Consider the following 14,074-nt stretch of genomic DNA (forward strand, 5'->3'; position numbering starts at 1 on the left):
TCCTCGGTCGAAGTTATGCGACATTCGTGTCCTGCCGACGAAGTAGACCGCCTCGCCGGGATGCCCCTCGCATTCACTTGCTCTTTTGGGACCTATACCATGAAGCCAACATCGCCCATATCAGAAAAATAATTGCAACACCGATCCATGCCCGCGGAAAACCGCTGAAAGTTGCCGCGATGCCGATAATGATTCCGACGAGCAGCAGTCCGGTTGCGAATTGGAAGTAGCGTCGGATTGCGGCTTTTTGCCCTACATTTGACTCAAGGCCGGACATGATTTCTCCCTAATGAATAGGGGGTCCGGGGTACGACTGCTGCCGTACCCCGGATCTGAGTCACCCCGAAATTGCGTTACTGTCTAGATCGCAGGGCCCGAGCCGCGATCCCCTGCCGACCGGTCTCCGCTGGCGGACACTCCGCGGTTCAGGATCCCGCAACCGCAGGCGGTCCCGGGCCGCAAGCAGCGCTGCTGGGCGATTTACGAATCCCCGTTCAGCAAGGCACGAGGACGAGGTCTCGTCTCCGGGAAGATATCTTGAGAGGTCATGGTCCGCGGTTCCCAGCACGACCCGGCGGCGCCTACCGGATCCGTGTGCTGCCGCCGTCTCAGCCAACTTCTGGAATTCGCCCAGGTCGTAGTTGGCGAGTATCTGACGCCGCGCGCTGATCCACTGGGGATTACCGGACAGCGCTTAGGCGTCATGACTGGCTACTGCCTGATCTCATCTAGGCGATGAGTTGCGGGGGCCGCGGATCATAAGCGCCGCCAGAATGGCTCCACAGATCACGGCAGCGATTCCCAGGACGAGTGGAATAACCGGTATGTGACCACCACTCCCGGTCACACTCAGTACGATCGCAGCAGCCCCGACCAGGAACATCACCGCGATTGCAACCTTCAATCTCAGCATTGATCAATCCTTTTCCTTTTCATCTCCAGCGGAGGCTGCTAAGCAGTTTCGTGCCACTGGTCGTAACCGCCGACGATTCAGATGACTTCCGACTCGCCAGCCATCGCGGCGTCGGTTAACCGTAGGCTATTATGTCCGCCCCGTAGTGATCGGCGACTCCTCCGACAGCGCAGCTACCTATAACCGCCGCCACAGTGCCAGCTGGTCCGAAAATGCTTGCAAATTCGGTGACTCCGGACGTGGACGCTGCGGCAATTCCGGATAGGCATCCTGTGACCACACCGAAAATGTCACTACCGATGTCGAGCGCGTCAGACCAACTGAAGAGTCCAGTGGGGTCGATGCGGTTGACGGGGTCGCCTTCGGCGTATGGGAGGCGGTCCACTCGCAGCAGCGCTTCGGCTGGCAGTTCCCAGCCGAAGCGCTGCATATATCGCTCGCTCCCGCGTTACGTGTCTTGGTGTGCGAGTACCTTTGGGTTGGCCGCGCTGGCGGCGATTGCGCTATGGCCTCAGAGAGATCTCATCGGTTCCTCTTGCCGAAGAGGAACAGAGCGACCCCTACCAGTACGATGAATCCGAGGGTGAAGAAGAGCGCTGATTGTCCATCCTGCAGCAACGGCGGGGCAGAAAGAGACCACATCAATCTCGCCCCTTCTTGTTGCTGATCAGCCCCGCAGGCAGACAGAGGGCACCCCCCGCAATGAGCAGCCACCCGAGCGCTCCTGCCGGGCCGCCGGAAGAGATGGCCAGAAGAAGTGCACCGCAGACGAGAGCCAGCGTGCCGAAGAGCAGGATCTGAGCCCCTCTTCCTGGTCTGATCACTCATTCTCTCCGTTCGATAGCTCGGGGTGCTGGCGCAGGGCAATACAGGCTCCAGCACCCGAGATTGACCCGTCAGCTTTTGTAGGTGGCACCGATGTAGCCGCCTGCGGCCGCGCCGATAGTCATGCAGTAGGGCAGGGCGGGGACGGCACCCGGTCCGGTAAACACCGCGGCTCCAGCTTCACAGAGACCTGTGATGCCGATGTCGGCGATCATGCCTGCGGTTGCCTTCTCGGCCGCTCCTGTTCCGCCGGTGAATCCCTCGTAGAGGATGGTCGCGATGCCGAGTCCGTCCCCGATGCTGCCCAGGCTGAGTAGGCCGTTGGGGTCGATGCGGTTGACGGGGTCGCCTTCGGCGTAGAGGTAGGGGTTCTGTTCCTTGCCGGAGGGGTCGGGCTGGGTGAAGCGGCCGATGTTGGCGTCGTAGTAGCGGGCCTGGACGTGGTAGAGGCCGGTGGGGTCCTGGTAGTTGCCGGCGAAGCGGTAGGGCTGGGCGACCGGTTCGGTGGACTGGGCCAGGATGCGGACGCCGCGGGGGCTGTAGGTGTAGGAGTCGACCTTGTTGCCGTCAGTGTCGGCGAGGGCGACGACCGAGCCGAGCGCGTCGGTGAGGTAGAAGTACGTCTTGCCCCCGGTCGTCATGGAATTCAAGGTGCCCCCGGGTTCCCGGTTGAATCCCATGTCCGCCCCGGCGGTGGTCTTCGCGGACAGGCCGAGTGGGCCGTTGTGGAAGACGGTGTCGCCGAGCTTGATGCGTTCGCTCTGGTCGGTGTCTCGCCAATGCGGGTGTAGTCCGGGGTCGAGTCGGCGGCGGTCTCGTTGCCGATCTTGTCGTAGGACCAGGTGCCGGTCGAGGTGGACTTGCCGGTCATCTGCTGGGCGTCATTAATCGTGTACGTGGTGCCGCGCGGGCAGCCGGGGTCGGTGCCCTGGGAGGTAAGGTTGCCGGCGAGGTCGTAGCAGTACTGCCAGGAGTCGGCGATCGTGCCGTTCTGCTCTTCCTTGGCGTAGGAGAAGCGTCCTGCGCTGTCGTAGCTGTAGGTGCGCTTGAGGCCGGAGACGTTGTCGGTGGAGGTGCGGATCTTGCTGCCGTCCGTGGCCGCATTCGTGCCATACCCGTAGGTGTAGGCGAGGTCGACCAGCGTGCCCTGGTCGGAGGTCACCTTGATGCTCGTGGGCCGGTTGGACTTGTCCGGGTCGACCGTTTGCACCGTGCCGCCGGGGTAGGTGGTGGTGGTACGGACGTCGTTGTTGTTGTAGTCGTACGTTGTGATCCGGCCCTGCTGGTCCTTGAGCTGGCGGAGGTTGTTGACTTCGTTCCAGGTGTAGTCGATCGTGCCGGACGGGTCCGTGTAGTAGTCGACGTTGCCCGCTGGCGTGTAGGCGAGCAGAGTCTGCGAACCGTCCTGAAGGTGGCGGACCGTCTCACGCTGCAGCGGGTCGAACTCGTAGGAGAGCGTGCCCGTGCTATCGGTGCGCTGGCGGAGGTTGCCGTCGCCGTCGTACCAGTACTCGACGCGTGCGTGGTTGGTGGTGTCGACGATGCGGATGCGGTCGCGGTTGTCGTAGGTGTATGAGACGGTCTCGCCGCGGGCGTCGGTGACGGTCTTGGTGCGGCCAAGGCCGTCGTAGGTGTAGGTGGTCTTGGCCAGCGGGGCGGGCGGGGTGACGGTGTCGAGATTGCCCTGTGCGTCGTAGTGGAAGTCGGTGGTGACCGTCTTCGTCGACGACATCTTCGTCTGCTGGGTGCAGCGCTGACCCTCGAAGCCGCCGCAGGTGGGGGTCGACTTGTTGTAGGTGTAGGTGACGCTGCCGCCGCCGGTGCCGGTCTGGGCCACCGATGTGGTGTTGCCGACCGTGTCGTAGCCGAAGTCCGTCTTCTCGCCGTCCGGGTTGGTGGAGTCCTTGGGGACGTCGCCGCCGGCGATGGTCTGCCAGTGGTTGGTGGTGGTGCCGCCGGTGGGCATCGTGACGGTGTCGAGGTTGTTGCGGGAGTTGAAGCCGTAGTCAACGACGTTGCCCGGCGTGGTGCCCGAGCCCATCGCGTCGGTGGCGGTGTCGATGTTGTGGTTGGCGTCGAACTTCGTGGACCGCTTGTGGCCCTTGGCGTCCGTGACGTCAGTGACCTGTCCGTCGCCGTCGTGCTTGTACGTGGTGGAGTGGAACTCGGGGTCCTTGGCCGTCGTCGTGCCCGCGGCCGTGGCGGACGCCGAGCTGTAGCTGTAGGTCCACGTCGGGCCGGTATCGGCGGAACCGTTGAATGTTGTCGCGCGCAGCATGGAGGTGACGCGGTTGACGTCGTCGTAGGTGAAGGCGGTGATGCGGCCCTCGGCTGTGGTGATCTTGGTGACCCGGTTGGAGGTGTCGTAGCCGAAGGTGACCGTCTTGCCCTCAGTGTCCGTGGTGGCGGTCAGGTTGCCGCTCGCGTCCAGGGTGTAGGAGGCGGCGCGCCCCGTGTTGTCCTTGGCCTGCCAGAGCGTGGCGCTGGTCTTGGTCAGGTCGATCCAGCGTCCCGAGCGGGTCTCGGTCAGCTTGAATCCGCCGCCGGTGTGCTGGGCGACCGTGATAGTGCCGTGGTTGCGGTCGGTGACCTTCGTCAGCTTCCCGCTGGTGTCGTAGGTCTCCGTGGACCCCGACTTCCATCGGGTGAGCGTGAAGGTGTTGTCGCTGTTCTTCTTCAGGTCCTGCGAGTAGCCGGTCGGCGTGGTGTAGGTGCCGTCGCTGTTCTTTTTGAAGCGGACGGTCGCGCCCGAGTCGTCGTAGAGGATCGCTTCACTGGAGGAGAGCGAGAGGTAGCGCTCGTACTGCTGCCACCAGCGCTGCGAGACGCTGCCATAGGGCGCGTCCAGCGAGTTGTAAGTCCGCGCCAGGCGCAGATGCTGTCCCACACCGGCGACGTCGAAGTCGGTGCCGGTCAGCATCAGGTCACCGGTCGAGTAGTCGATCTTCGCTGCCAGCGCGTCGGTGATCGCAAAGCTGGTGGTGCGGTGCCAGGGGACATCGCCCTGTCCCTCGGGCACAAGGTTCATGACCGCCGCACCGGCCGCCGACGCCGCGGTCTTCTCCTTGCCGGAGGCCAAGACGTCAGCGCGGGCGCGCTGTTCGCGCAGCCACGGCAGATACGCCGCGTCGGTCGGAGTCTTCGACGGCTTCGACTTCACCGGCCGGTTCGCACCGACCTTCACCGCGGGCATCGTGAAGCGCGGGCTGTGCCTACCCCACACCGAACCGCCCTTGCCATCAGCGGCGACAGCGGTCGCTGCCGGCAGGGCAGCCGTAGCAAGAGCAGCGGCCGTCACGACAGCGACAACTGAGGACTTTTTACGGGCACGCCGAATCGGCATGCCGGAAGCACGCGTGCGCACATTCCCCCCACAGGAAAATCACGGCAGCCCCATCGACCACCGGAACACCGCACGTTGCCACAGCATTCGTATAAAAGTCCGGATAGTTCCCCCGAAGTCTGTGATCACACGGACATGATCAAGCCAACCTGACCCCGGTTGAATCCGCTGGGGGCGTGGATTGCGGACCAGCGGCACTAAACCGTTCCGGGTTCGGTAGGGACTCGATCATTTGAGAGGATCGAGTCCCTACCGAACCCGGAACGGTTCACAAGGCCCTGATCGTCTCCGCGCCCGACGACCTCCGCGCCGAGCTGCGGAAACTCAAACGCTCGGCCCAGGTCACCCACTGTGCCCAGCTCCGGGACCGCCCGGCCCAGGACCTTGAGCACCGGATGACAGCACGGGCCCTTCGATCCACCGCCCAGCAAGTCCAGGCCCTGCAGATTGAGGCCAAGGACCTTGAGAAGGAGATCCTTACCTTGGTCCGGGGGTCGCCCCAGAGCTCATCGGCCTGCTCGGCGTCGGGCCGATCACCGCAGCTCAGATCCTGGTCAGCTGGTCCCACCACGGCCGGTTCCGCTCGGAAGCTGCCTTCGCGTCCTTCGCCGGCGTCTCGCCGATCCCTGCCTCCTCCGGGCTCACCGACCGACACCGCCTCAACCGGAGTGGAGACTCAACCGTGCCATGCATACGATCACCTTGATCCGCATGCGGCTTGACCCCGCCACGAAGGCGTACATCGCCCGCAGAATCACCGAGGGGAAGACCCCTCGCGACGCACAGAGAGGCCTCAGGCGAGTTATCTGCCGCTCGATCTTCAAGGCTCTCGAACGAACTGACCGCACCAAGAGGGGGAGTATCGAGGAACCTACTCAAGCAGCTTGACACGACATAGCAGCCTCGGGGGAAGCCGCGCACGGCGCGGGGTGCCGTGTGCAGTGCAGGACCGGCACCCAGCAGCATCATGACACCGCTCGCCGGCCCGTGCCGCGGTGAACACAGCGACGAACCCGGGACCATCCAGCGTGCTCGGGGAGAGGCCTCTGACGCACTTGGCGGACGGCCTCTCGGAACCATTCGCCCGTCGCCGCGGACCTGGTCTGGGCTGTCAGCCGCTGCGCCCTGCCGTCCCGCCGGGCGCGACCAGTCCCGACTCGTACCCTGCGATCACCAGTTGGGCGCGGTCACGGGCTCCTAGCTTACCCATGATCCGGCTGACGTGGGTCTTGGCGGTGAGCGGGCTGAGGTCCAGCGTCCCGGCAACTTCCATGTTGTTCAGGCCTCGCGCGACGAGGGTGAGCACCTGCCGCTCCCGTGCGGACAGTGTGGCGAGGCGTTCCGGGGCCGGGCCGGCCGGCGGCGGGCCCTCCGGGAGGCGCAGGACCCGGGCGATGAGCCGTGCGGTCGGCCCTGGTGATAGGAGTGCCTCGCCCGTGGCGATCGTGCGTACGGCGTCGAGGAGGTCGGCAGGTCGGGTGTCCTTGACGAGGAAGCCGCTGGCGCCGGCCTGCAGCGCGGGCACGACGTGGTCGTCGCTGTCGTATGTGGTGAGTACCAGCACCCGGACCCCGGCCATGTCGTCGTCGGCGGCGATGAGCCGGGTGGCCTCGATGCCGTCCAGGTCAGGCATGCGAATGTCCATGATCACCACGTCGGGGCGGGCGGCGCGGGTCGCCTCCACGGCTTCCCGCCCGGTGGCCGCCTGCCCGACGACCCGCATGTCGGGGGCGGACTCGACCAGCATCGCGAAGGCCTCACGGACCAAGGTCTGGTCGTCGGCGAGCAGGACGCGGATCACGCCGGGCTCCCCGCGAGCGCGCCGTCGCCCGCGAGCGGGAGGACGGCCGCGACGGCGAAGCCGCCTTCCGGGCAGGGTCCGACGGTCAGAGTGCCGCCGACGCTGCGGGCCCGCTCCCGCATCCCGATGAGGCCGTAGCCGGCCGGGGCCGGCTCCTCCGCTCGCGGCAGGGCGGGGGTCATGGCCCGCCAGGGCCGCCACCTGCCGTCCTGCTCCGGGGCCTGCGCCTGTGTCCCGGTGCAGGGGCCGTCGTCGGTCACGGCGATGTGCAACGCCGCCGCTTCGGCGTCGAGGGCGAGGCCGACCCGGACCCGGGTGCCGCCGCCCGCGTGCCGCACCGCGTTGGTCAGGGCCTCCTGCACGATTCGGTATGCCGCCGCGCCGATGGCCTTGGGCACCCCGTCCGCACCGGGCGCGACCTCCAGTTCCACCCGCACCCCGGCGGCCTCCGCCGACCGGGCCAGGTCGCCGACCCCGTCCAGGCCCGGCAGCGGGCCGCGCTCGTCGTCGCCGCGCAGTACCTGCAGGGTGGCCCGCAGCTCCGCCCGGGCGTCGCGGCAGGTGCCAGCGATGTTGTCCAGGGCCCCGGCGACGGCCGTGCGGTCCAGTCGGTCCGGGTCGGCGAGCAGCACGTGGGCGGCGACCGAGGTCTGCACGCCGATCACGGTGATGCTGTGGGCCAGCAGGTCGTGCAGGTCGCGGGCGATCCGTAGCCGCTCCTCGGCGACGCGCCGGGCTGCCTCCTCCTCGCGGGTGCGTTCGGCGCGTTGGGCGCGCTCGACGATGGCGGCCACGTACTTACGGTGGATGCGGACCGCCTCGCCGGTCAGTGCCACCGCCACCACCCAGCCGCCGCTACGCAGCATGTCGGTCGCCGCGTGCCTGTCAGGGGTCGCCGACATCACCCCGGCCATGATCGCGACGACCGCTGCCACGGTGAGGTACGTCCGCGGCGGTGGCCCGGCGACCGCCAGCGCGTAGACCGCCGCCATGCTGGCCGGAACCACGGCCAGGTGGAGGTTATCCATGGCGTGGTAGGGGGCGACGGCCGCGACCATCACGAGCATCACAGTCATCGGCCACCGCCGCCGGGCCGCCAGTACGAGCGCGGTGACCACCAGCAGCGCCCATCCCGCCGCGTCCGGGCGGTGCCCCTGTCCGGACGGCAGGAGGGCGCCCATGGCGCTCTGCAGCACGAGCACGCCCAGGGCGAGGGCGGCGTCCTTGTGCGCGTGGACGGCGGGCGGAAGGGGTGACGGCTTCGACACGGCTCCATCTTCCGTTACGGGGTCGGCACCGGGACAGACAGGTTCACGGGCCCGTGCGCGGCCGGCTCAGCCGCCCGGGCCACCAGACCCGCTCGCGCAGCGCGACACTCGCGGCGGTGACCAGGTAGGTGCGCACGAGGAAGGTGTCCAGGAGGACGCCCACGGCGATGACGAAGCCCATCTCGACCAGCGACACCAACGGCATGTTGACCAGTACCGAGAAGGTGGCGGCCAGTACCAGCCCCGCCGAGGCGATCACCCCTCCCGTGGTGCGCAGTGCGGTGACGGCCGCGGCGGTCGGCGCTGCTCCCGCCAGCGACTCCTCGCGCATTCGGTGCATGAGGAAGATGCCGTAGTCGACGCCGAGCGCCACGAGGAAGACGAACGACAGCAACGGCAGCCCCGGGTCCGTGCCCTCGAAGCCGAACAGCGGCCCGAAGACCAGCCCACCGATCCCCAGGGCGGCACCCCACACCGCGATCACGGCCGCCACGAGCAGCAGCGGCGCGAGGAGGCTGCGCAGCAGCACGACAAGGATCAGCAGCACGGCCGCAAGGACGAGCGGGACGACGACCCACCGGTCGCGCGAACTGGTGTCGGCCAGGTCGGCCTGCTGGGCACCCGGCCCGCCGACGTGGGCACCGTAGAGGCCATCAAGTTCCGCGCGCAGGGCGTGGATGGTCGCGGTCTCGCCAGGCGACTCGGGCGGCGCCTCGGCGGTCACCGACACCTCCGTCCAGCCGCCGCCGCTGCGCCCGCGTTCGGCGGAGGCGACGCCCTCGGTGCCGCGGGCCGCGGCCAGTACCTCGGTCGCCCGGCCGGTGGGCGCCATGACGGTGATCGGTTGGGCGGAGCGAGCGGGGTCGGCCTCGGCGAGGGTGCGCATGGCGGCGACCGACTCCGGCACGCTCGTGAAGGCGTCGTCGTTCTTCAGGCTGCCGGGCAGCGCCAGGGTCCCGAGCGCCAGCGCGCCGAGCAGCACCGCGCCGCCTGTGAGCACGGCCAGCGGGCGGCGTGCGGCCGAGCCGCCCATCGCCGCGAACAGGCCGCGCGGACGCGGCACTTCGCTGCCGTAGGCAGGTACCAGCGGCCAGAAGACCCGGCGTCCCAGCAGCACCAGCAGCGCGGGCAGCAGGGTGGTCATCGCCACCAGCGCGCACAGCACCCCGACCGCGGCGATCGGGCCCATGCCCCGGCTGCTGTTGAGGTCGGCGGCAAGCAGGCACAGCAGGCCCGCGGCCACCGTCCCGGAGGAGGCCAGGACCGCGGGCCCGCAACCGCGCAGGGCGGCGCGCATGGCGTCGTACGGGCGCGGCACGCGCCGGAGTTCCTCGCGGTAGCGGGAGACAAGCAGCAGGGCGTAGTCGGTGCCGGCGCCGAAGACGAGGATGGTCATCACGCCCTGGCTCTGGCCGGTGACGGTGATCCCGAGAGTTTGGTGGAGTCCGTGGACGCCGGCCATCGCGGCGGCGTCGGCGACGCCCGCGACGAGCAGAGGCAGCAGCCACAGCAGGGGGCTGCGGTAGATGAGGATCAACAGGACGGCGACGACGGCCACCGTGGTCCACAGCAACGGCCCGTCGAGCGAGGAGTAGACCTCCTGCATGTCGGTGCCGAGCGCGCCGGGTCCGCCCACACGGACGGTCAGCCCGCCACCGCCCTCGGCACGGTCGCGGACGTCGGCGACGAAGGCGTCCTTGGCCCCGTCGTCCTGGCCGGGCTCGGTGCTCGCCACGGAGTACGTCAGCGTGTCCCCGTGCAACAGGGCGGCGTGCGGCGCGCCGCCGGTGAGTTGGTGCGCCCGCGCGACACCGGCGATCTGAGCGGCGGCCTTGTCCCGGTCTGCGGCGGTCAGCCCGCCGTCGCGGTGGTAGACAACCACGAGTTCGGTGGCCTCGCCGCCAGGCAGCGCGTCCTGGAGCCGGGCCACCAGTGTGGAGTCTGCGCTCGCCGGAAGGTAGTCCACTGCCCGGTTCTGCTGGTCATCCGCGAGCTTGCCGGCCAGGGGGCCCGCCAGCGCCAGTACGGCGATCCACAGCGCGAGCACCGCCCAGGGGATCGCGCGGACACCCCGGCTCCTCCCCCGCCCTCGCGTCGGCGGCGGCGCGGCGGTAGATGTGGTCTCAGTGCTCGGGGCCCCCATGGTGGGCCTCCCTCCGGGCCGGCGGTCTGATCACTTCCAGACTTCCGGGGCAGGCACGGCTTTTCGTCGGACCCGGGGCGGAGCCCGGAGTTACTGCCAGGGGTGCGGAACGGGCCCTGGTACTCCCCGGGGAGTATGCCGAGCGACGGCGGCGACGCGGGCCGCCCGTCACGAGCACGTGCGGGTCTACGGCGCAATTCGCTCCACCGGGTACCGGGTCCGCTGGATCTGCGCCATGCCTCGGAGCGGAGCCAACTGCCGACACTCACGCCGGTGGCGATGACGATCGCCTGGGAGACGATGCGGTGGTCGACGCGGGCCTTGACGTAGGTGGCGTCGAGAAACAGGTAGGGGAACCGGATGTGGTCCAGCGGGCGGGTCCAGAGCGTCGAGGTCCGCGCAGATCCGGGAGACCTCGCTCTTGGATATCCCGGTGTCAGAGCCGAGGGCTTTGACGAGGTCGTCGACGGAGCGGGTGGAGACGCCGTGGACGTATGCCTCCATGATGACCGCGTAGAGAGCCTGGTCGATGCGCCGCCGACGCTCGAGGAGGCTGGGGAAGAAGCCTCCGGCCCGCAGTTTCGGGATGGCGAGTTCCAGGTCGCCAGCCTGCGTGGTCATCGTCTTCTCGCGGTGCCCAGAACCCGCGCACTCAACCGCGGAGATCCCCTACACCACACAGCGGGACGCCATCGAAGAACTGGGGCGGGCTGTCAGGACCGATCCTTGCCCGCGACCATCCGCTGAGTCGCTTCTCCAACTGCCGGTCTCCGATTTGCAGGTGCGGGTTGTGTTCGAGTGCGTTGGTTGTCGACCTGCGGACCGGGTTGGGTTGCTGCCATGCTGATGCTGGCGCTCCCTCATGATCCGAAAGCAAATTGGCGTTGGCTTTAGGGCCGCGTGATGCCGGATCACATGCCCTCGGTGAGTTTCCGCAGCGATCGAAGCAATTCGGTGCGTTGCGCGTCGTCGAGGGGTGCGAAGAGGTCCTGCAGTACGCCGATCGACAACTGTCGGCCCTCGACGAGTGCGGTGTGCCCCGCCTCGGTGAGGGTGTGCGCGACGCGTCGCCCTTGGCCTGCGGAGCGGACGATGAATCCACGCTCCACCAGTCGGCTCGCCAGGGTGCCGAACGCCTGATCGCTCTGGAACGTCGCGACGGCGAGTTCATGCCCGGAGGCCCCTGGCATCCGCTCGATGGCGCGCAGAGCATCCCACTGGACGAGGCTGACCCCGATCTCGCTCAGCGCGGCATCCATCGTGCGGTGATTGCGGTACTGCGCCCGCTTGATCGCCAATCCGAGAGCTTCCAGGTCGGTCGTCATCCTGCTACTGTATCAACAGGTTTATATCAACATGCTTATTTACCAAGGAGCATCATGCGCATCGCCCTGCCCGAGAACCTTCCCGTCATCCAGGCCGGCCCGCCCGAGTCACGCACAGCACTCGTGCTGCACGGCGGGGGCGGGCCCCGGACCGTCGCGCCCGTCGTGGGGCACCTCGCCGCCAGAATGCACGCCTTCGCGCCGACACATCCCGGCTGGGACGGCACAACGCGCCCCGACTCCCTCACCTCGGTTGCACAGCTCGCGGCCGCCTACCTCACGCGTTTGCTTGAGCACAAAGAGCATGACGTCGTCCTGATCGGATCCTCAATCGGCGGGTGGATTGCACTCGAGATGGTGGCGCAGGCCGCCCACGACGAACGCTACGCAGGACTGATCGGAGCCGTGGTCGACATCGACGGCGTCGGAGCGGAAGTGGAAGGCGAGCCCGTCGCAGACTTCTTCGCCCTCGACGCCCGCGGGCTCGCCGAGGCCGCCTGGCACGACCCGGCGCGCGGATACGTCGACCCAGGCGGCTTCACCGATGAGCAGCGCGCGATCCAGCAGGCGAACGGACGCACGATGGCCGCCGTCGCCGGCACGAGCATGAGCGACCCGACGCTACTCGGTCGGCTCGGTGCGGTGAACGTCCCGACGCTGGTGGTGTGGGGCGAGAGCGACCGGATTGTCACCCCGGCATACGGGCGGGCCGTCGCGCATGCGGTGCCCGGCGCGCAGTTCGTCGAGATCCCGGAAGCCGGACACCTCCCGCACCTCGAGGCCCCGGACGCGACCTGGGCGGCCATCGACGCATTCCTAGCGAAGTCCTGATAGGACTCCGCTAGGCTCGTCCTCACCTGCGGGTTCTAGACTCGATCGTTCATGAGGGCCCGTCAACTTGCTGACGGACCCCTTGAGGGGGCGGAGTCTGGGCAGGTTGAGCGCCCGGCTGTCGCGTCGGGTTGAAGCTTCTCGCACCCGACCCGTCTCACACATCAGGCGAACAAGGACATACGGGGCGCCACGGTCAGGCAGGACCCCGGTCACAGGGCCTCGGTCACCAGCGCTCCGCCCTAACAGGCTCGAAGATCTCAAAACGAGGACCTTCGCCGGCATACTCCACCACGTCAACGATGACGATGCCGACTGCATCGTGCTCTGCCGGCGAGACCCGGCAGCACGGCGGGTCCATCCGCATCGTCCTCGACGACAAGCGCGCCGCTCCAAGTACTGCGCGGCACTGCTGGAAAAGATCCGCCGTGACCGCATCGCCCTTCCCCACCACAATCTGCACTTGCAACGGACGGCCGCGGTTCCGCGACGGCCACTACCGCGTCGCTGCCGCTTGGACCTCGGCATCACACATCTCGTTGGTCCGACCTGCCCGTGGAAGTGGAGGACCGCCCGACCAATCCCATGATGTGTGCCGGGTGGGGACCGTACCGGGCCAGCGCCTGACCGTACGGCCACCCGCCGCACCGAAAGGATCCACGGGGCGCGCTCCTCCGTGTCAGGTCAATGCACACCCAGCGCGGCTGCCCGGCGCCTCTGCCACCACCGGTACCCGGCTCGCGGCGCCTCCCAGTACACAGTGCACAGCAGCCACCAGCCGCCGATGAACAGCCAGTAGCAGAGCATCACTTCGAACCAAATCAGGTAGATCAGCCCCTTGAGCAGGGACGAGATCCCGCTGACGAGGCCGCCTGTTGCCGGGAGCAGCGGCGCCGACAGCCTCCATGGACCGAGACCGCCTGACAGCCGAACTCCCATCACAAACTACCCAGGTGACCCGAAAACGTCGCATGCGGTGCGGGATGCTACCGCCTTCTGGTGTGCCTGCGGCGGCAGTTCAGGCTGCCGGTTGACTTCCAGATCCGAACATGCCGTCACAGAACAGTCACATCATCACCACTCGGACCTCACATAAGTCATGATCGCGCGATGAACAGAACGCTCATCGCCACTGCGGCCTCCGCGCTCCTCCTTGGTGCGCTCACCGCGTGCAGCATCGCCACCGGCCACGACTCCGACGACAAGGGCGGCGGCGCCGACACGAAGCCCCTCGACGCCGCCGGTGCCTTCTCTCAGCTGTCCAGCAAGATCAGCACGGCGAAGCTGTCCGGCACAGTGACGGCGGAGAACGACCCGAACGAACTCCTCGGCCGCCCGAACCAGTACACGTCGAAGATCACCTTCACTGACAGCCAGATCTCCGCCGACGACGTCACGGGCACCGACAAGGGCGACGTGAGCCGCGGCGGCGCCATCGAGGCCTTCGACTCGCCCGCCGATGCTGCGGCCCGGGCCAAGTACATCCAGGCCGTGACCAAGGGCATGCCTGCGCTCTCCGAGTACGACTACGTCCACGGCACCGTCGTAGTCCGCGTGTCGCACTACCTCACGCCGAAGCAGGCCGGCGCGTACGAGTCCGCCGCCAACAGGCTGAGCTGAGGCAC

The 14,074-nt window shown here is 67.8% G+C and carries 10 protein-coding genes and 1 pseudogene; 3 read left to right on the top strand and 8 right to left on the bottom strand.

Features of this window, described 5'->3' with window-relative positions; genetic code table 11:
- Positions 1-73: 73 nt before the first annotated feature.
- The 3 genes from OG776_RS04290 to OG776_RS04295 form a co-directional block, all read right to left on the bottom strand.
- Positions 74-277 carry a hypothetical protein gene (locus tag OG776_RS04290; protein WP_329319019.1) on the bottom strand — a complete coding sequence of 68 codons (204 nt, stop codon included), beginning with the start codon at positions 275-277 and terminating at the stop codon, positions 74-76.
- 1,532 nt (positions 278-1,809) lie between these two features.
- Complete coding sequence (locus tag OG776_RS42350; protein WP_443077194.1) at positions 1,810-2,379, bottom strand: RHS repeat-associated core domain-containing protein; 570 nt, start codon at positions 2,377-2,379, stop codon at positions 1,810-1,812.
- Positions 2,380-2,384: 5 nt separating this feature from the next.
- Positions 2,385-4,922 (bottom strand): DUF6531 domain-containing protein, encoded by a 2,538-nt coding sequence (locus tag OG776_RS04295; protein ID WP_443077195.1) that lies wholly within the window; start codon positions 4,920-4,922, stop codon positions 2,385-2,387.
- 709 nt (positions 4,923-5,631) lie between these two features.
- Here OG776_RS04295 and OG776_RS04300 point away from each other — a divergent pair.
- Entirely contained in the window at positions 5,632-5,787 is a 156-nt protein-coding gene (locus OG776_RS04300) for a transposase (protein ID WP_329323648.1), read from the top strand.
- Between the two features lie 405 nt (positions 5,788-6,192).
- Here OG776_RS04300 and OG776_RS04305 read toward each other — a convergent pair whose 3' ends face one another.
- From OG776_RS04305 to OG776_RS04325, 5 genes and pseudogenes are all read right to left on the bottom strand, one after another.
- Positions 6,193-6,828, bottom strand: a complete 636-nt coding sequence (locus OG776_RS04305) for a response regulator transcription factor (protein ID WP_329323650.1) — start codon at positions 6,826-6,828, stop codon at positions 6,193-6,195.
- A 50-nt stretch (positions 6,829-6,878) separates the two neighbouring features.
- Positions 6,879-8,150 carry a sensor histidine kinase gene (locus tag OG776_RS04310; protein ID WP_443077197.1) on the bottom strand — a complete coding sequence of 424 codons (1,272 nt, stop codon included), beginning with the start codon at positions 8,148-8,150 and terminating at the stop codon, positions 6,879-6,881.
- A gap of 43 nt (positions 8,151-8,193) precedes the next feature.
- Entirely contained in the window at positions 8,194-10,293 is a 2,100-nt protein-coding gene (locus tag OG776_RS04315; protein WP_329319021.1) for an MMPL family transporter, read from the bottom strand.
- A gap of 263 nt (positions 10,294-10,556) precedes the next feature.
- A pseudogene (locus OG776_RS04320) lies at positions 10,557-10,935 on the bottom strand (transposase); the annotation flags it as partial.
- A gap of 269 nt (positions 10,936-11,204) precedes the next feature.
- On the bottom strand, positions 11,205-11,618 hold the full coding sequence (locus tag OG776_RS04325) for a MarR family winged helix-turn-helix transcriptional regulator (RefSeq protein ID WP_329319023.1): 414 nt from the start codon (positions 11,616-11,618) through the stop codon (positions 11,205-11,207).
- A 54-nt stretch (positions 11,619-11,672) separates the two neighbouring features.
- On the opposite strand from OG776_RS04325, the gene OG776_RS04330 reads away from it, so the two are divergent.
- Both OG776_RS04330 and OG776_RS04335 read left to right on the top strand, forming a co-directional pair.
- Positions 11,673-12,449: an alpha/beta fold hydrolase gene (locus tag OG776_RS04330; protein ID WP_329319025.1), complete on the top strand. Its 777-nt coding sequence runs from the start codon at positions 11,673-11,675 to the stop codon at positions 12,447-12,449.
- A gap of 1,110 nt (positions 12,450-13,559) precedes the next feature.
- On the top strand, positions 13,560-14,069 hold the full coding sequence (locus OG776_RS04335) for a hypothetical protein (protein WP_329319027.1): 510 nt from the start codon (positions 13,560-13,562) through the stop codon (positions 14,067-14,069).
- Positions 14,070-14,074: the final 5 nt, after the last annotated feature.

The organism is Streptomyces sp. NBC_01689, from assembly GCF_036250675.1.
In the GTDB taxonomy this organism is placed as follows: domain Bacteria; phylum Actinomycetota; class Actinomycetes; order Streptomycetales; family Streptomycetaceae; genus Streptomyces.